Here is a 20649-nt window from a genome sequence, read left to right as displayed (position 1 = left end):
TCGGGATGGCGGATTCGGGCTTCGCCCAGACGCCGCGCCGGCTTCCCGATCCTGTCTCCGGTTTGATCGACCGGAGACAGGATCAGCCGCCTTGCGACCACATTCGGCGGCGATGAGAGCGCGACATTCTCACTCACGAGCGGACCGGAACGCGCTTCATGGCCCTGGCACAGCGGATCGAGGATCGGGACGAGGGGCAGGCGCGGGCGCCCGCCATCGCCTCGGCCCTGCGCACCATCGAGACCGAGCGCGAGGGACTGGCCTGCCTGATGGCGGCGATCGGCAACGGGTTGGGCGAGCCCTTCGCGCAGGCGGTGGCGCGGATCGGCGCGGCGCGGGGGCGGGTGATCTGCACCGGCATGGGCAAATCCGGCCACGTGGCGCGCAAGATCGCGGCGACCATGGCCTCCACCGGCACCCCGGCGCTCTATGTCCACCCGGCGGAGGCGAGCCACGGCGATCTCGGCATGATCCAGCCGGACGACGTGGTGCTGGCCCTGTCGTGGTCGGGCGAGACCACGGAACTGGCCGACATCATCGGCTATACCCGGCGCTACCGCGTCGGCCTCGTGGCGATCACCTCGAACGCCGCCTCGACCCTCGGCCGCGAGGCCGATACCTGCCTCGCCCTGCCGAAGGCGAAGGAGGCCTGCCCGAACGGGCTCGCACCCACCACCTCGACGGCGATGCAGCTGGCGCTCGGCGATGCGCTCGCCGTGGCCCTGCTGGAGGCCCGCGGCTTCTCCGCCCGCGATTTCTCCGTGTTCCATCCCGGCGGCCGGCTCGGCGCGTCGCTGCGGCAGGTGCGCGAGGTCATGCATGGCGGCGAGCGGCTGCCGCTGGTGGCGCTCGGCACACCGATGCGGGCGGCGGTGGCCGAGATCGACGCCAAGGGCTTCGGCTCCGTCCTCGTGGTCGATGACGAGGGCCGGCTCGCCGGCATCCTCACCGACGGCGACGTGCGCCGCGCCATCTTCTCGCGGGAGGGCCTGGAGGGCCTGCCGGTCGAGGCGGTGATGACCCACAACCCCCGCACCATCGCCCCCGAAACCCTGCTCGCCAAGGCGCTGCAGATCCAGGAGGCGATGAAGATCACCGCCCTGGTGGTGGTGGACCAGGACCGCCCGGTCGGCCTCGTGCATTACCACGACCTGCTGCGCACCGGCGTGGCGTAAGGCTGCCGTCCCCGCCCCCTCACCCTGAGGTGCCGCGAGAGCGGCCTCGAAGGATCTTCCCGATCCCGCGCCGATCCCGCGCAGCCTCTGGAACATCCTTCGCGGCTGCCGCTGCGCGCCGGCCCCTCGGGATGAGGGCGAGACTCAAAATGGGCAAGACTCGGGACGCGCAGCGCCATCTCCCCGACCGGTCAAACAGCCCGTTGCAGCACCTCGACCCCCGCGGCCCGACAAGGCGGGCCCGGAGGACGGCTGGCCGATCGGCCGGCGGGTTCCCCATCGCACCATCCTGAGGGGGACGCGGGACGCCGCGAGACCTCCGGATTTGTTTCTCAACTGTGCCGGTCTCCCGGCGTCCCGCGGAAGGGGAGAGGCTTTTTTTCCGCCCCCTTCCGTTTTGGCGTCACGGCTCTTCTCGCCGGCATCGACCCCGGATCGGCGGGCCCCGGTGCTCTCCGGCGCGCCACCCGGTGAGGGGTGAGGCGCCTCGGCCAAGGCCGGCCCCAGCGGTTTCGTCCGCGCCGGACCTCGTAGTGGGCCCGGCTCCGGTTGTTCCTGGGCGCTCGCCCGAGACGGCCTACGGCCCCATCCCGAGACGGCGTTGCGTCGCGCGCAGCGCCCGAGGCGATGGCGACCGGGCCACCGACGCGGGAACCGCCCCACCTCCCCACGAGCCTCCCCGGCCGGTCACCGAAGACGCTCCCCCGAATGATTCGGGAGGTGAGCGGGTGCGGTTGTAGGATTTTAGGCCTGAATTGTCAAGAAAATTTTCTTACATGCATTCTGAACATGATTTGGCTAAAAGACAGATACAACTATCTAAAATCTGGCCTGCAACTTGATTTAATTAGAAACTTGGACCGCCCTCTAAGGCAGCAGAAATGTCTAGCGCATAGTTAAAATGGAAGCATTTTTGCGCCCAAGTCCATCAAACATAATTCCAACTTCTGTTTCTACAGAGGCCGAAACTTCTAATTTATCAATATTGTTTACTTGAATGCTATTGATTCTGCGCTCAAGACAATAATCTTCACCACACAAATAAACTGTATCGCCGACCTTCAAAACCCCAACAGCCGGAACAATCGAAACGCTTCCTTTCCTCAGCAACTCTGTTATTTTACCATGATTATTGACATGATTATGCAGCTCGAGGGCCCGAAGTCCTGCAAGCTGCACTTTCTCAGAAATTGCCTCACAAATAGCACTAATAAACTCACAAAATTCAATCAACACATTTGGGTGCAGAACATCACTGATATCAATACTCCCGTGCGCGGCATCATTACGATATCCAATCAATGCTGTCATTTCGTTAGGTGCCGAAGCAGTAAGTCTCTCCCCTGCATCAAAGAATTCTTTTATGCTTTTATGATTATCAATCCATCTCGAAACATTTTCGATTCCACAAGCATTCAAAACCCGGTTTAGCTCGGCAAGCCGGAGGTTCTGCTCTTGCATAAGCAGTGCACGGGGTTCAATTTTATAGATTTGATCATTCAACGCATTATTGTATTCACTAATTAGCTGCCCAAGATGCAAATCGTTAAATCGCGGGCCATCTTTTTTCTCAAGAATTTTTGCAAGCCCGAGCCTATACGAATTAGCAATGACCGCTGGCAATTCCCTGAAAGCTAATCGCCCCTGCAAAAGGCTGATATGCTCACGAATCATCTCATGGACAAATTGCTCATAAAGCGCGTAGATCCTTGTTACCGCGGCACAATGATCAATAATGCGCCACTCTATTCGATCAGGAACTGCCTCCAATGAACAAATAGCGGAGTCAAAGCAAGCTCTTTCTGCCAAGCATGTCAGGTCATTGTCAAAAACTGCAGCTCTGTATCGATCCGAGGTCTGTATATGTCTAACAAGCGCGTGTACTGCTGCCTGCGTTCGAAGCAAAAATGCATTATACATTTTACGGAACAATATTCGAGAGCATTTGCCGAAATAGATTAATTCTGCTTTTTATGTCTTGCTTTGTATTACCCTGTCCAGTAAACGTTCCTCTCGGATTTGACTGAAATAATATTTTCGTCTCATCAACAATCTGTGCCGCACGCTGCTTTATCGCCTCAGCATCTGATAACCTTTCAGAGAACCCAATCATCACAGCATCATGAAATGCTCTATGTGGCTTAGCATCCCAACTTGCGCTATCCGGCGAATATGGCCTGAATATAAGTCCATTATATACTTCCTTTGCCAAGTTTAAGGTGTTTTTATACAAATCCTTAAGCTGATCTATATCCGTTTTGTCAAACTTTGTGGCGCGCCTCATATATAAGTCTAAGAACCCTTGCATACCTCTGCGATAGTGTTCGACATGTCTAAGAGCAAAAAAGCGAAGAACAATCTCGGTATCTAACATTTTGGCGAAGAATTGTTCATCTACCAGGGCCTGATTCGTTTCAATTTCATTTTCGACCCACCGCGGCAGCCCCCATACTTCACGGAAATCATCGGTTCGAGAGATTTCGTGCAGCATGTCATTAAATCGCCCCCTATAAAGAGCATTTCTTATTTCTTGTCGCTCAAGCTTGATTCCACCTGTATTTAGACGATCAAATACAGTCTCTCGAAGAAGAGACGCCTCTTCCTCACTCTCCGTAGACTCTTTAAGAAGTACAACAGATGTTATTGAACGCCTGTCAATACCGGCCCTGATTTTTTCGGGGAGCGTCGAGTACGTTCTCCCATTTAACTCTGGCCACGTTTCCAACCCACGCAATTTAAATCCATTTGCGTAAAAATCACGAATCGCAGTAATTCTTTGCTGCCCATCCATTACTTCGTAAGAATTATAATCACGCTCATAAAGAAACACAGGTGGCACAGGAATATTCATGATAAAAGACTCTATTAGCAAGCTCTGAGTCCTTGAATCCCAGCGTGGCCGACGTTGATAAAACGGCCTGAGATCCATATAATCTGTGTCTTTCAATTGATTTACAAATCCTGGCAATTTCTCGCGATTGGTTTCGATTACAATTCGTCCCTCGCCTCGAACGTATCTTTCATTAATTGCTCGGTCATCTGGATGAGTGACACGCTCACCAGGATCATTAGACCACATAAATTGTTCTGTCGGAGAAAATGGCATCTGCCGCCTGTCCCTAAATTAAATAGTGGCGAATTTTAGATCAGAACATTGGATCACCAGCCCAATTAGGCGGCCACCATTTTGAACACCATGCTTGCCGACATCGATCCAAATAAACTTGCTCATTACCTTCGCAAAAAGGTTCGCAGCGCGTCATCCATGGGCGCATGCTTGAAGTCAATTAGCGGAACCGCTCACTAAAAAACAGCCACCAACCCCACGCCAATCACCATCAAAACCGCCCCGGCGATCCGCCAGAGGCTCGCCGGGTGCACCTGAAACCCGACCCAGCCGAAATGGTCGAGCACCAGCGAGACCACCACGCCGACCGTCACGATGATGCCCAAAAAGCTCGCGGCGCCGATGGCGGGGGAGGCGTAGAGCTGGGCCAGGATCAGCAGAACACTCAAAAATCCGCCGAACCACGCCCACCACGGCACCTGTCCGAGTTGCTGACCGGTGGGGAGTTCGAGCTTGCCGAGGGCGAGGCCGCCCACGAGCAGGACGGTGGTGCCGACGAGGAGCGTCAGCAGGCCCGCCGTGATCGGCAGGCCGAGCGACTTCGACAGAGTCGCGTTTTGTCCCGGCTGGATCGCGTTGGCGAGGCCGGCGAAGATGGTGAGCGCGTAGAGGGACCACATAGCCCGTCATCCGGCGCGCCCGCCGCCCAGTTTCGCGATTGCGACATCGGCGCCGTCACGGTCGCGTGATCCGGGCGCCGGGCGACGAGCCTCAGCCCGGCGTCACCGGCTCCCCTCGACAAAGCGCGGCCGGAGGCGGAAGGGTAGGGCCCACGCGCAACGATCAAAAAATACGCCGGGACGGGACCGCATGACCGAGCACGTCACCATCGAGGACCGTCCGGGCGGCGTCCGGCTGATCCGCTGGAACCGTCCGGCGAAGAAGAACGCCCTGACCGGCGCGATGTACGACGCCGCCCGCGCCGCCCTGGAGGGGGCCGACGACGCCTCCCAGCGGATCGGGGCGGTGGTGTTCGCCGGGCTGCCCGGCGCCTTCACCACCGGCAACGACCTCTCCGATTTCTTCTCCGCCGGCACGCCGCCGCGGGAGACCTTTTCGGAGATGCCGGCCCTGCGCTTCATCCGGCAGCTCGCCCGCACCCGCACGCCGATGGTCGCGGCGGTGGACGGGCTCGCCATCGGCGTCGGCACCACGCTGACGCTGCATTGCGACCTCGTCTATGTCGGGCCGCAGGCGCGCTTCCGCATGCCGTTCGTGGAACTCGGGGTGGTGCCGGAGGCGGCCGCGAGCTTCCTGCTGCCGCGCCGGATCGGGCTCGCCCGGGCCTCGGCGCTGCTGCTGCTCTCCGATCCGTTCGACGGCGACGCGGCCGTCTCCCTCGGGCTCGCCAATGCCCTGGTGCCCTCCGACCTGCTGGAGGAGCACGCCCTGGCGCAAGCCACCCGGCTCGCCGCCCTGCCGCGCCAGGCCGTGCAGGCGAGCCGCGCCCTGATGCGCGGCGATCAGGCCGCGGTCGAGGCGGCGATCGAGGCGGAGGCGCAGGCCTTCGAGGCGGGCCTGCGCAATGTCGATTGGCCTGGCCGGCTCCAGCGCCTCGTGCGCGGCGCCCTGGCCGAGCGGATGCCCAAGGATGCCGAGCTGTGGCTCGATGGCGGCCACAATGCCGATGGCGGCCGCATCCTCGCCGCGGCCATGGCCGATCTCGGCGAGCGCAGCGATGCGCCCCTTGTCCTGATCGTCGGGCTGCTCGGCACCAAGGACGCGCACGGCTTCCTGAAGAACTTCACCGGCCTCGCCCGCTCGCTCATCGCGGTGCCGATCACCGGCCAGGTGGCTGCGCGGCCCGCCGAAGAGGTCGCGGACATCGCCCGCGAGGTCGGGCTCACCGCCAGCATCGCCCCGAGTGTCGAGGCAGCGGTGACAGGCCTGTCCGAGACGATCTTCGAGCGCCCGCCGCGAGTGCTGATCTGTGGCTCGCTCTATCTGGCCGGCGCCGTGCTCGAGGCCAACGGCACGATCCCGGTCTGAGGCTCTTCCCATGATCGTCCGAGGGCCGGCCGGCCCGGGGGCGATTCGATGACGCCCCTCGACCGGTCTTTCCTGAGGGGCAGACTGGTCAAGGCGGCGACGCGGCAAGTCGGAGCGCTCCCAGCATTGCTAGAAACGCTCCGTCGCAGCATTGGACCGGGACGAAATCCGATTTCATGCTCCGTCTGGAGCGGCGCAACCGGTTATCGTGCCGGATGTCGTGCGGCGGGTGTGTCCTGGCCGCTACATCTCATGGGGCGGAAATGGTCTAGCTTCAGCGCCATCGGGTTTCTGCTGGGGTTCACACAACAATGAAAAAGCTTCTCTCCACGTTGGCCGCCTTCACGGCGCTGACCGCTGCGGCTTCCGCCGCCGATCTGCCGCGCCGCGCCGCTCCGCCGGTCTTCACCCCCGTCCCGGTGTTCACCTGGACCGGTTTCTACGCCGGTTTCAACGCCGGTTACGGCTTCGGCGTGCAGGATGACGGCGCTGCTCCGGTCGTCGGCGTGAACAGCCTGACCGGCCTCGTCCGTCCGGGCCAGACCGCCGTCATCGCCTTCGGTGGCAACAGCCGCAACGACGGCTTCGTCGGCGGTGGTCAGATCGGCTACAACTATCAGTTCACCCCGGGCTCCGGCGTCGTCGTCGGTATCGAGGCTGACGCCCAGTACGTCGACTTCGGCCGCAACCGGAACCAGTTCGCCGTCGCGAACAGCAACCCGGCCTTCCCGGGCGTCGCCGCTCAGCAGGTGTTCAACCCGAACGGCCTGTCCAGCCTCGACTTCTTCGGCACCGTCCGCGGCCGCATCGGCTACGCCTTCGACCGCGTCCTGTTCTACGGCACCGGCGGCTTCGCCTACGGCGCCGGTGGTGGCCGTCAGTTCGGCCTGCCGAACAGCTCGCGCGACGACTTCCGCACCGGCTACGCCGCTGGCGGTGGTGTCGAGTACGCTCTGCCGACCGACTCCTTCCTGAACTTCTTCCGCTCCTCGGCCGTCACGCTCAAGGTCGAAGGCCTGTACGTGAACCTGGATCGCGGTGGCGGTGCCCTCAACGGCGCCTTCGCGGTGAACAACGCCGGTGCGATCATCACCACGACCTCCCCGGGTGTGATCGTCGCTTCCGGCGCCCTGCGCCGCAACGACACCGAGTTCGCCGTCGTCCGCGCCGGCCTGAACTACAAGTTCGGCAGCTACTAAGCCGAACACCCATAAGGGTCTCGAAACCAGGGAGCCCGGCCGCAAGGCCGGGCTTCTTGCGTTTTGGGGTGTGGTGACACTCACGACCTTCCTCGTCGCGGACAGCGCACACAAAAAAGCCCGGCCTCTCGGCCGGGCTGTCTCGGACAGGCGATATCCAGAGAAGAATCTCGTCAGGCGCTCGCCTGAATCCAGCGGGAGAGGTCGCCCTTGGGAGCGGCGCCGACCTTCTGGCTGGCGAGCTTGCCGTCTTTGAAGATCATCAGCGTCGGGATCGAGCGGATGCCGTAGGTCGAGGCAATGCCGGGATTCTCATCGACATTGACCTTGGCGATCTTCACCTTGCCCTGGAGATCGACGGAGATCTCTTCCAGGGCCGGGCCGATCTGACGGCAGGGGCCGCACCACTCCGCCCAGAAATCCACCACGACGGGCTCGGCGGACTGGAGCACGTCCTGCTCGAAGCTCGCATCGGTCACTTTCACGGTCGCCATCGTCAGTCCTTTCGACACGCGGTCCTATGAGGGCACCGGGGAGCGGCATCGGCGCCTCACGGTGAGGCGAGACTTGGCAACGCCCCGCCTCCCGGTCAAGGCGCCCGGCGGGTACCACGGGTCTGGCCCGCCATCTCCACATGGGCCTGCCCACCGGGTTTGATCCATCGCCGCGCGGATTCCGTATCCGATCCCGGCCTGTGCCCCTCCGTCCAGCCCGTTCTGCGGCACCCCGACCCTCGCCGTGAGCGGCGCGCGCCCCATTTGGCGAGCAGGATCGGCGACCCGCACAAGGATCAATCGACGTGACGCGCACCCTCACTGTCCTGCTCGCCACCGTCGCGGCCCTCGGCCTCGATGCCTCCGCCTTCGCGCAGCAGCCCTCCGGCGACGCCGCCGGCCAGGAGCCCCGCTCGCCCCGGATCGAGGGGGAATCGTTCCAGGCGCCGGCCGCGCCGAGCGCGGGCACCTCGATCGCCGAGACGGCGCCGCCGAACACCGAGTACAAGCCGCTCCTGCCGAACCAGACCCGTTCGCCGGAGCCGGCTCAGAAGACGCAGGTCGAAACCGCGACCGTCGTGAAGGGCCTCCAGAGCCCCTGGGCGATGGAATTCCTGCCGGACGGGCGCATGATCGTGACCGAGAAGGCCGGCACGATTCGCCTCGTCGCCAAGGACGGCACGGTGGGCCAGCCGGTGGCCGGCGTGCCGAAGGTCGACGCACGCGGGCAGGGCGGCCTGCTCGACATCGCCCTCAGCCCCGGCTTCGCCAGCGACCGCACCGTCTATTTCAGCTACAGCGAGCCGCGCGAGAAGGGCAACGGCACCACCGTGGCCAAGGCCAAGCTGGTGGAGAGCGACGGAAAGGCCAGGCTCGACGACCTCAAGGTCATCTTCCGCCAGATGCCGACCTATGACGGCGACAAGCATTTCGGCTCGCGCCTCGTCTTCGCGCCGGACGGCAAGCTGTTCGTGACCGTCGGCGAACGCTCCGACAAGCAGACCCGTGGTCAGGCGCAGGATCTGTCGAGCGGGCTCGGCAAGGTGTTCCGCATCGACACCGACGGCAACGCGCCGAAGGACAACCCCTATGTCGGCAGCGAGAAGGCCAAGCCAGAAATCTGGTCCTACGGCCATCGCAACGTCCAGGCCGCCGCCCTCGACGGCCAGGGCCGGCTCTGGACCGTGGAGCACGGCCCCCGCGGCGGCGACGAGCTGAACCGCCCGCGTCCCGGCCTCAATTACGGCTGGCCGCTCGTCACCTACGGCATCGAGTATTCCGGCGAGAAGATCGGCGATGGCCAGACCCAGGCCGGCGGCACGGTGCAGCCGGTCTATTACTGGGACCCGGTGATCGGCCCGTCGGGCATGGCGCTCTACAACAAGGATCTGTTTCCGGCCTGGAAGGACCAGTTCCTCATCGGCGGCCTCGTCAGCATGGGCGTGGTCGTGCTCAAGCTCGACGGCGACAAGGTCGTCACCGAGGAGCGCATCCCGCTGGAACATCGCGTCCGCGACGTGAAGGTCGGCCCCGATGGCGCCGTCTACGCGGTGACCGAGGATGACGGGCAGATCGTCAAGCTGACTCCGAAGAAGAGCAGCTGAGGCCGCGGACCCGTCCTCTCGCCCGTCATCGCGCGCAAGCGAAGCGATGACGGGGGCGGTCAGATGCCGCCTTCCACCCGGCGCATCACCGGCCCCGAGGTCCAGACCAGCAGGGCCACGATCGTGTGGCCGGGCCAGATCGCGGCGGCGAGGCGGGCATAGAGAGCGACCTGCGCCGCCTCGCGCTCCGGCAGGGGCGCGTCGTCGGCGGGCGGGCGGCCGGTCTTGAAATCACACAGCGTCACCCGGTTGCCCTCGACCACGAGGCGGTCGATGCGTCCGGTCACGTCGCGCTCAACCCCCTCCACCACGATCCGGCCCGACAGCGCCACCTCGGCCCGGGCATGCGCCGAGAAGAGCGGGGCGAGATCCGGCTCCGCGATCAGGCGCAGCACCGAGCGGACGAGGTCCCGGCGCTTGCCCTCGTCGAGGGCCGGGGCCCGCGCCCGGGCGAAGCGCTCGGCGGCCTCGGCCCGGCGGGCCGGCTCGATCCGTGGTAGATGTTCCAGCAGCGAGTGGACCAAGGCGCCCCGGCGGCGCGCCTCGGCATCGCCCTGGCGGCGGTGGGGCTGGCGCTGACCGTCCGCCGCGCCGAGCGCCCCGGACGGGCTCAAGGGCGGCGCGGCCTCCGCCTCGGGGGCGGCGGGAGAGAATAGCCAATCCGGCACCGCCTCCGGCTCGGGGAGGGCGGAGGCCTCCGCCGCGGCGGCGAGGGAGGCGGCGTTGCCGTCGCGCCAGATCGTGATCGGCCCGTGATCGGTCTCGAGGGCCTCGCCGGCCCCCAGATGCCGTTCGAGGCCGATGCGGACCATCTCGCACCAGGAGGCGGGCGTCTCCCGCGTCGCCCCGCGATAGGGCGCGATGACGAGGTGGTCGGCCGCGCGGGTCATGGCGACGTAGAGCAGGCGGTTATGCTCCTCCCGCGCCCGCGCCTGAAGCGCGGTGCGGGCGGCCATGGTCGCGGCGCAATCCTGCGTGCGCCCCCCGGTCCAGACCGGCGGCAGCGGCCCGTCGGCGGCGTGATCGAGAGAGAGCAAGGGCGGATCGTTGCGCCCCAGCGGCTCGCACCCATCGATGACGACCACCACCGGCGCCTCCAGCCCCTTGGCGCCGTGCACGGTCATCACCCGCACCTCGTCGCGCCCGGATTCCAGATCGCGCTTGACCGAGAGGCCGCTTTTCCCACGGCCGGGGCGGACGATGTAATCGGCGAGGAAGGCGTCGAGGCAGGGAGCATCGGCGCCGGTCTCGGCCTCCGCCGCCTGGGCCAGGAACACGTCGATGGCGTCGCCGGCCTCGCCGCCGAGCCGCGCCACTAGGCGGCTGCGGCCGCCATGGGGACCGAGCAGAGCAGCATAGAAGCCGAACGGACCGTTCTCGGCGGCGAGCCGGATCCAGAGCCGCAGCGCCTCCAGGCCGCGAATCGCCGCCCCATCGCCGTCCCGCGCATGGCGGTTCAGGGCATCCTCCAGCGTCTCCTCGAAGGGGCGCCGGGCCGAGATCCGGGTGAGGTCGTCGTCGGTGAGCCCGACCAGCGGTGTCTTGAGGGCAGTGGCCAGGGTCAGGTCGTCGGCGGGCAGCAGCCCGGCCCGGCCGACCGCCACGAGGTCGAGCACGGCGATATGGCCCGCGACCTCCAGCCGGTCCTGACCCGCGACCGGCACGCCGAGGCTCTTCAGCGCCCGGATCACTTCCTCGAAGGCGGCCGAGCGCTTGCGCACGAGGATCAGCACATCGCCGGGCCGCCAGATCCGGCCGCAGGCATCGCCCGTGGTCGTCCAGGCCTTGACCGCGCGGGCGATGCGGCGGGCGACGACGATGGCCGGCGCGTTCGGCTCCGGCGCATCGACGGGGGCGGCCCAGGCATCGGGATCCTCGGCCTCCGCCGGCTCCTCGATGCACCACAGCTCGACCGCGCCGGGCACCCCGGCGCGGGCGGAGGCATGCACCGTGCCCGGCGCCCCAGCCTCGAAGGACAGGCCGGCGAAATGCTCGGGGATCTTGAACACCGCATCGACCGCCGCGAGCACATGGCTCGCGGTGCGGAAGGACAGCCTCAGGCTGACATCGGCGAAATCGAGATCAGCGCCTTTCGCCGCCCGCTCCCAGGCGCGGCGGGTCAGCTCGAATTCCCGGGGGTCGGCCCCCTGGAAGCTGTAGATCGACTGCTTGGGATCGCCCACGGCGAAGCGGGTGCGGGTGAGGCCGCGCGCGCCTTCGCCCGCCGCGAATTCGGCGGTGAGGGTGCGCAGGATCTCCCATTGCTGCGGGTTGGTGTCCTGCGCCTCGTCCACGAGGACGTGGTCGACGCCGCGATCGAGCTTGTACAGCACCCAGGAGGCGCCGACCCGCGAGAGCAGGTCGAGGGTCTTGTGGATCAGGTCGTCGAAATCGAGGGCGCCGAGGCGGGTCTTCTGGGCCTCGACCCGGCGGTGGATCTCGGCGGCCAGCCGGAACAGGCCCCGCGTGCGGGCCAGCGCCCGGGCGGCGCGCAGAGCGTCGAACAGCGGGATCAGCCGGGCCTGCTCGTCGAGCAGCGCCTGCTTCACCTCCGGGGCCACCGCCTTGGTGCCGAAGGACTTTTCCGCCCTCGGGTCGTCCTTGTCGGTGAAGAAGACCGAGCGGTAGGCGCTCAGCGCCTTGCCGGGATCCGGGGCGGCCTTGGCCGCGAGCAGCCCCTCGGCGAGCTTCTCGTCGGTGCTCTTGCCGGTGCGCAGCTTACCCGCGAACGCCCCCCAATCCCCGAGGGTGCTGCCCTCCAGGATCTCCGCCTCGATGCTCTCGACGCTGGCGCCGTCCTCGAGCGCCAGGGCCCGGGGGAGGCGGGCCAGGGCCGGTTCCAGGGCGCGGTGATCGGCGAACAGGGCCCGCGCCCGCATGGCAGCGCGGATCGCCTCGCGCAGGGTGTCGCCGGAGGCTTCCGCCCCCACCACCGCGAGGGCTTCGGACAGCGCCTGGTTGCCGCCGAGGATCGCGTCGGCCAGCACGTTGTCGGTCTCGATCTCGAAGGCCTCGCGCGACTGGTTGTCGTCGAGCACCACGAAGCGGGCCGGCACGTTGGCCTCGAACGGGAACATGTGCAGCAGCCGTTCGCACAGCGCGTGCAGGGTCTCGATCTTGAGCCCTCCCGGCGTTTCGACGGCGCGGGCGAACAGGCGCCGGGCGAGCCGCAGCGTGTCGCGGGAGGGCCGTTCGCCGGTCAGTTCGGTGAGTTCGGCCGTCAGCGTCGCGTCGTCGGCGGTCACCCAGCGGCCGAGCCGCTGGAAGACCCGGATCGACATGTTGGCGGCGGCCGCCTTGGTGAAGGTGAGGCAGAGGATGCGGCCGGGGGGCGCCCCGTCGAGGAGCAGGCGCAGCACCCGGTCGGTCAGCACCTTGGTCTTGCCCGCGCCGGCATTGGCCGAGACCCAGGCCGAGAGGCGCGGATCGGCGGCCCGGCGCTGGGCGAGCCGGGTGACGTCGTCGACGGTGAAGCCGGTCAGGGGAGCGTTCACGCGGCCTCTCCTTCGCCCGCCAGCGACCATTCGAGGACGCGGGCGAGGTGATCGTACTCGCTGTAGGCGCGGATATATTGCGGGTAGGGACGGGACAGGTAGGCCGCCTCGCCGGTCATGTAGCGGGCGATCAGGCCGCGCAGGCGATCGAGATGCTCCTCGACGATGGCCGCGACCGGGCGGTCGTCGCCCGGCGGCGCCTTGACCGGGATCGGCCGGAACGGCTCGCGCCCGCCCGAGGCATGGATGTAGAGGAGATCGGGGGCCGTCTCCGCCTTCAGCCCCTCGAAGGCGCCGCGCATCAGCATCGCCGCCTCCAGCGTCAGCTGCGGCGAGAAGCCGGCGAAGACGGTGCGGTTGCTCGGCGGCGTGCCGGTCTTGAAATCGACGATGCAGAAGCCGCCGTCCGCGCGCTGCTCGATGCGGTCGGCCCGGGCCGAGAGAGTGAAGGTTCTCTCGCCGAGCGGGATCGTGAGCTTGCCCGAGCGCTCGGCATGGATCGCGCGGATGCTCCGGCGCTGGCTCGCCTCCCATTCGAGGAAGGCGACCGCCATCCGCTCGTAGCGGGGGAACCACTCGGCGTAGAGTTCCGGATACTGGTCCTGAAGCGGGCCGAAGGCGTCGAGGGCGATGGCGTAGAGCAGCGTTTCCGCCGCCGCCGGCAGGGCGCCGGGATGGGCCTGGGAGAAGTCGCCCAGGATCTTGTGGATCAGGCTGCCGCGCTCGGCCGCCCCCGGCACCACGGCGAGAGGCTCCAGCGCCTCGAGTCCCAGAATGTGCTTGGCGAAGATCGAGTAGGGGTCGCGCACCAGCGTCTCGATCTCGGTCACGCTGAGCCGCTCCGGGAACAGGGCCGGGTCGGGCTTCGGCGCGGGGCGCTTCAGGCGCGGCGGCGGCGCCTCGCGGCCCCGGTCGAGGGCGGCGGCGAGCCGGCGCAGGCGCTGCCCGCGCCCCACGGCCTCGCTCCAGACGGCGTCGCCGCCGAAGGCGCGCAACCTTTGCAGGAAGCGGGAGGGGACCGTCGGCGATCCCTCGCGCTTGGCCGCCCGGGTCACCACGGCATCGTGCGTGCCCAGGGCCTGGACGAAATCGTGGGCTGCCTGGCCGATCCGGCGCTCCGGCGGGCTCAAGCCCACCTGCCCGCGCATCGGCCGGTTGAGGAAGGCATCCGTGGTCTGGCGCACCGGCCAGACCGCCTCGTCGAGCCCGCCGAGCACGATCCGGTCGACGGAGAGCAGGCGCGCCTCCAGCGGGCCCAGGATGCGCAGGCGCGGATGGGCGTTCCTCTGCGCGCAGGCCACCGTGCGGTCGCGGGCGAGCGCGGTGAAGAAGGCGGCGTAATCCGAGAAGCGGCCCGGCAGCTCTTCCCGAGCCGCCGCTTCCAGGTCGTCGAACAGCCCGTCGAGACTGTCGAGGGACGGATCGTCGATCTCGTCCTCGGGCCCGTCCATCATCCGCTCGCAGGCCTCGCGGTGGAGGGCGGCGAGCGCCACGAGGTTGCCAGTGACGGGCAGGTCTTCGGCCTGGAACGGACCGAGCGCGTCCTTCAGGCGCCTGAGGATGGTCTCCGCCAGATCCCAGTCGATGGGCTTGAGGCGCTTCTTAGCCCGCGGCACCCGCTCGGTGGAGGCGCGCTGCAGGCCGACCGCCGCCAGCATCCCCCCAAAGCTGTTCTTCGGGATCGGGGCGGGGCCGCGCAGGCCACCGATCTCCAGGGCGGCGGCGGCGCGCACCACCTCGCTGCGGGTCAACCCGAGGCGCACGAAGGGATGGGCGAGGAGCGCGATGACCCGGGCCGGCGCCACCTCGGCGGCCAGTTCCGCCACCAGCCGTGCGAAGCGGCCGGCCTGCGAGCGGGCGAGACTCAGGCCCGCCGAATCCTCGGCGGCGATGCCCCACCGGGCGAGTTCGGCCGAGACCCGCAGGGCGAGCCCGCGGTCCGGCGTGACCAGAGCCGCCGTGGCCCTGGGCGTCTCCAGGGTCTCGCGCAGGGCCAGGGCCGCGATCAGCGCCTCCTCCCGCTCATCCGCCGCCTCGACCACGGCGAGGCCCGCCATCCCCTCCCGCGCGAGAGCCAGACGCTCGCCCGCATCGAGGCGGGCCCAGGCATCGGTGGTCTCGGCCGGGCGCAGGGCCTGCGACAGCAGTTTCTCCCGGGCGACGGCTTCCGGCGAAAGCGCGCCGAGCGTCTCGACGGCCGCGCGCTCCACGCCGAGCCCCTTCGGCCCGGTCAAGGCCCGCAGGATCGCCTGGGGATGGCCGTGGGCGATCTCCTCCCGCGTCCCGCCGGCACCGTCGATGGCCTCCCAGCCCTCCGCGTCGAGATGTAGGTCGAGCCCCGGCAGCACCGCCGCGCCCCGGGGCAGGCGGGCCACCGCCGCGATCAGCCGGGCGGTGGCCGGCACCGAACCGGTGGAGCCCGCCACGATCACCGGATCGGCCGGCCGCTCGCGCAGGAGCCGGTCGGCCTCGGCCAGGACGAGGCGGCGGGCGCGGGCGGTGGGATCGGCGAGCGAGCGGGCCGCGAGGATATCGGGCCAATGCTCGGCGGCGATCTTCAGGAAGTCGAGGGTGAGGCGGAAATAGCGGGAATGCTCCGCCTCGACCGCCGAGGCGATCTCGCTCCAGGGCAGCCCCTCGACGGTGAGCGCATCCATCAGCCCTTCGAGGTCGGCGGCGAGCGCCACCGCGTCGGCGGGGGAGGAGGGCACGAGGAAGGGCACCTCGTCGTCGATGGGCAGGAGTTCGCGGTCGACCGTCTCCGCCCATGCCTGGACGAGGCGAGCGAGGATCAGGCGGCGTTCGAGGGCCGGGATCGAGGGGTGCAGCAGCTCTTCCGGGGTTTCCAGCAAGGACTGGGCGGAGAGGTCGAGTTCGGCCTCGTCCGCCTCGCCGAGGGGGATCATCCGCGGCAGCAGGGCCGCCCCGCCGAGCCGCTTGGCGAGCACGGTCGAGAGCGCCCGCACCGCCCGCTGCGTCGGCAGGTAGAGCGTCACCGAGGCGAGCGCGAAGGGATCGTCGCCGATCCCGCCGACGAGCCGGCCGGACACCAGCGCCTCCGCCAAAGTCGGCAGGAACGGCGCGCCGGGGGGAATCGTGAAGACGCGGGGAGAGGAGTCCGCGGACATGGCGAAGCTTTGCAAACCTGATGCGGAGACGAGGCCGTAGCCGCCGAATCTGGGGGCAAGATGGTGAAGGCTTTCCGAAAACCGGAGCCGGGACGTTCCGGGATGCGCTCTCGCCAAGTCACGATCCCGGTTTGTTCTAGCACAGGATGGCTGCCGCGGCAGGGGGAGGCCGAGACAAGGACCGATCAGGCGTCTCGAGGCCGCGCATAGGCGGTCAGTTCCGCGACCAGATGGTCGAACAGAACGCGGATACGCTGCGTCCGTCTCAGATCCTCGTGCATGACGAGCCAGATCCCGATCTCCACGAGGACGAGATCGGGCAGGACCGGCACCAGATCCGGTTCATGACGGGCAACCCCCTCCTGGCAGTAGCCGATGCCGTAGCCGGCCCGCAGGGCGGCAAGGAGGCCGAGGGCGTTGTCGCAACGCAGGCCGAGCCGGAGATCGAGGCCGAGCCGGGGCCGGATCTGGCGCACATGGTCCTCCTGCCCGATCAGCGTATGACCCGCCAGAGCGGGGAGGGTTTCCGGCACGCCGTACCGGGCCACATAGCTGCGATGGGCGTAGAACCGGATCGGCACGGCGCCGATCCGCCGCGCCACCAGACCGCCCTGCGTCGGTGCGACGTTGCGCACGGCGAGGTCGGCATCGCGCCGCAGCAGATCCTCGACCCGGTCGCTGAGCGACAGCTCGATATCGACCTGCGGATGCGAAACCCGGAAAGCCGCCAGCATCGGCGGGAGCACGGCGCCTCCCAGGAACTCGCTCGCGGCCAGCCGGACGCTCCCGCTCACCTCCCCGCGCCCGCCCGAGCCGGCACGCACCAGAGCGGCGGCGGCCGCCGCCATCGCCTCGGCATGGGGCGCGAGATCGCGTGCCCGCTCCGGCGGGCGGAGTCCGTCAGTGGAGCGGGTGAACAGGGTGGTGGACAGGGCCATTTCCAGGGCGGCGATCTGCCGGCCGAGGGTCGGCTGCGTCAGGCCGAGATCCCGGGCCGCCGCCGAGAGGCTGCCCCGCTGCAGGACCGCAAGGAAGGCGCGCCAGAGATGCCAGTCGGGATCGCTCATGCATTTCCGTATGGCAGGCTTCCGCACTTCGGCGATAGTCGTTGAAAGCGCCAGGGTTCACACCGCACATCGAACCGGACAATACGGAAAGACGGCAGCGATGAAGACGGCATTGGTGACGGGCGCGACGGGCGGCGTCGGCGGCGAAGTCGCGGCGGCCTTGCTGCGGCGCGGCTGGCAGGTGCGCGGCCTCGTCCGCGACCGCAGGCGGGCGGAAGAGGCCGGCCCGGCCGGAGTCGTGTGGATCGAAGGCGACGCCATGCGGGTGGAGGACGTGATCGGCGCGGCGCGCGGCGCCGATGTCCTGTTCCACGGCGCCAACCCGCCGGGCTACCGGGACTGGCGCGGCCTCGCCATGCCGATGCTGCGCCACGCCATCGCCGCAGCCCAGGCCGCCGGGTCGCGGCTGATCCTGCCCGGCAACCTCTACGTCTACGGCCCGGATGCCGGGACCGTCGTAGGCGAGCAGGCATCGCAGAACCCACGAACCCGCAAGGGCAAGATCCGGGTGGAGATGGAAGCGATGATCGATGCGGCAGCGATGGCGGGCTTGCGCACGCTGATCCTGCGGGCGGGCGATTTCTTCGGGCCGCGCGCGCCGAGTTCCTGGGTCAGCCTCGTCCTGCTCGACAAGGGTCGTCCGCTCCGCCGCATCGTCACGCCGGAGCGGCCGGGCATCGGCCATAACTGGGCCTACCTGCCGGATCTGGCCGAGACGGTGGCGCTCCTGGCCGAGCGCGAGGCGGACTTGCCGGCCGAGTTGCGACTCCAGTTCGGGGGCCATGACCTCGCGGGGCGCGCCATGGCCGAAGCGATCCGGCGGGCCGAAGGCGGCACGCTTCCGATCAGGCCGTTCCCCTGGCTCCCCGTGGCGCTGGGCGCGCCCTTCGTGCCGTTCCTGCGCGAATTGTTCGAGATGCGCGGGCTCTGGCATACGCCCCTCCGCCCCGACAACACCGCCCTCGTCGCCCTCCTGGGCCACGAACCGCACACGCCCCTCGACGAGGCCGTCACCCGCAGCATCGCCGCCCTGAGACGAAAAGCGAGCCCATCGCGTCAAACCACGGGTCCGGCTTCATCTTTTTCATAAAACCGCCCTGTCTCCTCAAGCGATGGATGAAGCGGCAGGGACGAAGACGCGGAACCGTGGCCGCGGCCGCCTGTTCGCTGCCGGCGGCCTGACTTATCTCCCCGGCCGAACCTCGGCACAGGGCGGCAGGCGGCAGCGGTGGAAGAACTCCTCACCCGATGGCTCGGCACGACGGCCTCCCTCCGGACCGAGATCGTCGCGGCCATCGGCCTCGTGCTGTCGCTCGGGGTCAGCGTCCACGTGCTGCTGCGCAAGCGGGTGGTGGGCGCGGCGATCGGCTGGATCGGCCTGGCTTGGCTGGCGCCGGTCTTCGGCAGCCTTCTCTACATCACCTTCGGCATCAACCGGGTGGAACGGCGCGCCCGCCGGCTGAAGCGGCGCCCGTCGCAGCAGATCGACGACACGCCCCAGCCCTCGGCCCATGTGCCCGACGCCTTCCGCGCCCTCGACCGGGCGGTGCAATCCATCACCGGCCTGCCCACGGTCGCCGGCAACGCGGTCACGATGTACCGCAACGGCGACGAGGCCTATCCGGCGATGCTGGCGGCGATCGCGGGGGCACGCCGCAGCGTCGCCCTGTCGAGCTACATCTTCCGCGACGACGCCACCGGCCGGGCCTTCTGCGAGGCGCTGCGGGCGGCGCAGGAGAGGGGGGCCGAGGTCCGCGTCATCCTCGACGGCATCGGCAGCGGCTACTTCTTCCCCGCCGCGTGGCGGCGCCTGCGCCGGCTCGGGGTGCCGGCCGGGCTGTTCATGCATTCGGCGCTGCCCTGGCGGATGCCGTTCCTGAACCTGCGCAGCCATAAGAAGCTGCTGATCGTCGACGGGCGCACCGCCTTCACCGGCGGCGTCAACATCTCCGACGGCAACCGCGTCGCGGAGCGGCCGGCCTTCCCGATCCGCGACACCCATTTCCGCCTCGAGGGGCCGGTGGTCGAGCACCTGACCCAGGCCTTCATCGCCGACTGGCTGTTCGTCGATGGCGAGGAACTGGATGGCGAGGCGTGGCTGCCGCCGCTGGCGCCCGCCGGGGACGTCACCGCCCGGGTGGTCACCTCCGGGCCCGACGCCGACATCGAGAAGATCGCCACGGTGATCCTCCAGGCCATCACCTGCGCGAGGAGTTCGATCCGGCTGGCGACGCCCTATTTCCTGCCCAACGACCTCGTGGTGAACGCGCTCTGCCTCGCGGCGACCCGGGGCATAGAGGTCGATGTCGTCATCCCCTGCAAGAGCGACCATCGTTTCGTCGATTGGGCGACCCGCGCGCATATCGACCCGCTCCTGCGGAACGGCGTGCGGATCTGGACCGACGACCCGCCCTTCGATCACTCGAAGGCCATGGTGGTGGACGGCCAATGGTGCTTCGTCGGCAGCGCCAACTGGGATTCGCGCAGCTTTCGCCTGAACTTCGAACTGAATGTCGAGGTCTACGACATCCGCCTCGCCCGGGCGCTCGAAACCTTCATTTCGGCGAAGCGGCAGCGGCGCCTGACACAGGCCGACCTCGACGCCCGCCCGTTCCCGATGCGCCTGCGCGACGCAGCCGTCCGACTGCTTCTGCCATACCTCTGAGCCGGCCCATTGTCGCGGCTCCCTCCGGCGCCGGCGACAGCCGCACCACGATGGGGTGGTGGTCGGACAGGCCGCGGGGCAGCACCGCCCGCTCGTGACAAACCAGCCCGCGCACGAGGCAGCGGTCGAGCCGCAGGGGCAGCACATCCACCATGGCATGGGTCGGCCGCCGGGGGCCGACATCGCGAAAGCCCGGCAGCAGGGCGGGGCCGACGATGTTGTAATCGCCGAGCACCGCCGCGCGCTGCGGCAGGTGCAGCGCGATCCGCCGGAGCTGGCGGCGGTTGAGCACCTGCCCGTGCGAGAGATGCACGTTGGCCACGCCGAAATCGCCGCAATCGAGCACTTGGCAGACCCGGTCGATCAGCACGCCGGACGGCAGGGCGACGATCTCGGGCGGCTTCTCCCAGGGCGTCGGGCTCCACATCGCCGGCCCGTGGATGCGCCCCGGCAGCGGCGCCCGGGCGAAAACGCCGCCGACCCGCTCCGTCAGCGCCGCGATCTCCTGGGTCGCCTCCTGCATCAGCAGGAGATCGGGCCGCTCCCGCTCGATCAGATCCACGAGGCAATCGACCGCCGCGCCGGTCCGGCGCAGCAGGTTCCAGCTCACGATCTTTCGGGCGTTCTGGCCGGCATCGGCGGTGAGCGGAGGAGGGCGTCGCAGGAGCATGGGGCTGGTTCGCGCGAACCTGTGTCGGCTTCGAGGC

13 protein-coding genes and 1 pseudogene are annotated in these 20649 nt (G+C 67.8%); 6 read left to right on the top strand and 8 right to left on the bottom strand.

Annotated features, from left to right (window positions below; all coding sequences use genetic code 11):
- Positions 1 to 158: 158 nt before the first annotated feature.
- On the top strand, positions 159 to 1175 hold the full coding sequence (locus tag MZTS_RS05905) for a KpsF/GutQ family sugar-phosphate isomerase (protein ID WP_192282500.1): 1017 nt from the start codon (positions 159 to 161) through the stop codon (positions 1173 to 1175).
- Between the two features lie 885 nt (positions 1176 to 2060).
- On the opposite strand, the gene MZTS_RS05900 is transcribed toward MZTS_RS05905, so the two are convergent.
- The 3 genes from MZTS_RS05900 to MZTS_RS05890 form a co-directional block, all read right to left on the bottom strand.
- Positions 2061 to 2984, bottom strand: coding sequence for an MAE_28990/MAE_18760 family HEPN-like nuclease (locus MZTS_RS05900; RefSeq protein WP_192282498.1), 924 nt, complete (start codon positions 2982 to 2984; stop codon positions 2061 to 2063).
- Between the two features lie 112 nt (positions 2985 to 3096).
- Complete coding sequence (locus tag MZTS_RS05895) at positions 3097 to 4281, bottom strand: DUF262 domain-containing protein (RefSeq protein WP_192282496.1); 1185 nt, start codon at positions 4279 to 4281, stop codon at positions 3097 to 3099.
- A gap of 197 nt (positions 4282 to 4478) precedes the next feature.
- A complete protein-coding gene (locus tag MZTS_RS05890; RefSeq protein WP_009865711.1) occupies positions 4479 to 4922 on the bottom strand; it encodes a DMT family transporter in 444 nt (147 codons plus the stop codon).
- Positions 4923 to 5154: 232 nt separating this feature from the next.
- Here MZTS_RS05890 and MZTS_RS25135 point away from each other — a divergent pair.
- Both MZTS_RS25135 and MZTS_RS05875 read left to right on the top strand, forming a co-directional pair.
- Positions 5155 to 6291: pseudogene (locus MZTS_RS25135) on the top strand (enoyl-CoA hydratase-related protein); the annotation flags it as partial.
- 311 nt (positions 6292 to 6602) lie between these two features.
- Positions 6603 to 7490, top strand: coding sequence for an outer membrane protein (locus tag MZTS_RS05875; RefSeq protein ID WP_192282494.1), 888 nt, complete (start codon positions 6603 to 6605; stop codon positions 7488 to 7490).
- Positions 7491 to 7663: 173 nt separating this feature from the next.
- On the opposite strand, the gene trxA is transcribed toward MZTS_RS05875, so the two are convergent.
- Positions 7664 to 7984 (bottom strand): thioredoxin, encoded by a 321-nt coding sequence (gene trxA / locus MZTS_RS05870; RefSeq protein ID WP_012456650.1) that lies wholly within the window; start codon positions 7982 to 7984, stop codon positions 7664 to 7666.
- Positions 7985 to 8289: 305 nt separating this feature from the next.
- Here trxA and MZTS_RS05865 point away from each other — a divergent pair, with 305 nt between their 5' ends.
- Positions 8290 to 9588 (top strand): PQQ-dependent sugar dehydrogenase, encoded by a 1299-nt coding sequence (locus MZTS_RS05865; protein WP_192282492.1) that lies wholly within the window; start codon positions 8290 to 8292, stop codon positions 9586 to 9588.
- Positions 9589 to 9647: 59 nt separating this feature from the next.
- Here the strand turns inward: MZTS_RS05865 and addA are convergent, their stop codons facing one another.
- The 3 genes from addA to MZTS_RS05850 all read right to left on the bottom strand — a co-directional run bounded on the left by addA (position 9648) and on the right by MZTS_RS05850 (position 17277).
- Positions 9648 to 13082 carry a double-strand break repair helicase AddA gene (gene addA, locus MZTS_RS05860; RefSeq protein WP_192282490.1) on the bottom strand — a complete coding sequence of 1145 codons (3435 nt, stop codon included), beginning with the start codon at positions 13080 to 13082 and terminating at the stop codon, positions 9648 to 9650.
- On the bottom strand, positions 13079 to 16210 hold the full coding sequence (gene addB / locus MZTS_RS05855) for a double-strand break repair protein AddB (RefSeq protein WP_192282488.1): 3132 nt from the start codon (positions 16208 to 16210) through the stop codon (positions 13079 to 13081). Before addB ends, addA begins: the two co-directional genes overlap by 4 nt.
- A gap of 185 nt (positions 16211 to 16395) precedes the next feature.
- A complete protein-coding gene (locus tag MZTS_RS05850; protein ID WP_192282486.1) occupies positions 16396 to 17277 on the bottom strand; it encodes a LysR family transcriptional regulator in 882 nt (293 codons plus the stop codon).
- A gap of 100 nt (positions 17278 to 17377) precedes the next feature.
- Here MZTS_RS05850 and MZTS_RS05845 point away from each other — a divergent pair, with 100 nt between their 5' ends.
- Positions 17378 to 18367 (top strand): NAD(P)H-binding protein, encoded by a 990-nt coding sequence (locus MZTS_RS05845; RefSeq protein ID WP_192282483.1) that lies wholly within the window; start codon positions 17378 to 17380, stop codon positions 18365 to 18367.
- Between the two features lie 138 nt (positions 18368 to 18505).
- Positions 18506 to 19942 carry a cardiolipin synthase gene (cls, locus tag MZTS_RS05840; RefSeq protein ID WP_192282481.1) on the top strand — a complete coding sequence of 479 codons (1437 nt, stop codon included), beginning with the start codon at positions 18506 to 18508 and terminating at the stop codon, positions 19940 to 19942.
- Here the strand turns inward: cls and MZTS_RS05835 are convergent.
- The gene (locus MZTS_RS05835; RefSeq protein WP_192282479.1) at positions 19833 to 20612 is read right to left on the bottom strand and encodes an endonuclease/exonuclease/phosphatase family protein; all 780 of its coding nucleotides are present in this window, start codon (positions 20610 to 20612) and stop codon (positions 19833 to 19835) included. The genes cls and MZTS_RS05835 overlap by 110 nt on opposite strands.
- Positions 20613 to 20649: the final 37 nt, after the last annotated feature.

It is taken from the genome of Methylorubrum zatmanii, assembly GCF_014845115.1.
In the GTDB taxonomy this organism is placed as follows: domain Bacteria; phylum Pseudomonadota; class Alphaproteobacteria; order Rhizobiales; family Beijerinckiaceae; genus Methylobacterium; species Methylobacterium zatmanii.
Note: the sequence above shows the minus strand (reverse complement) of the source record. Positions and strands in the feature narration are given on the sequence as shown.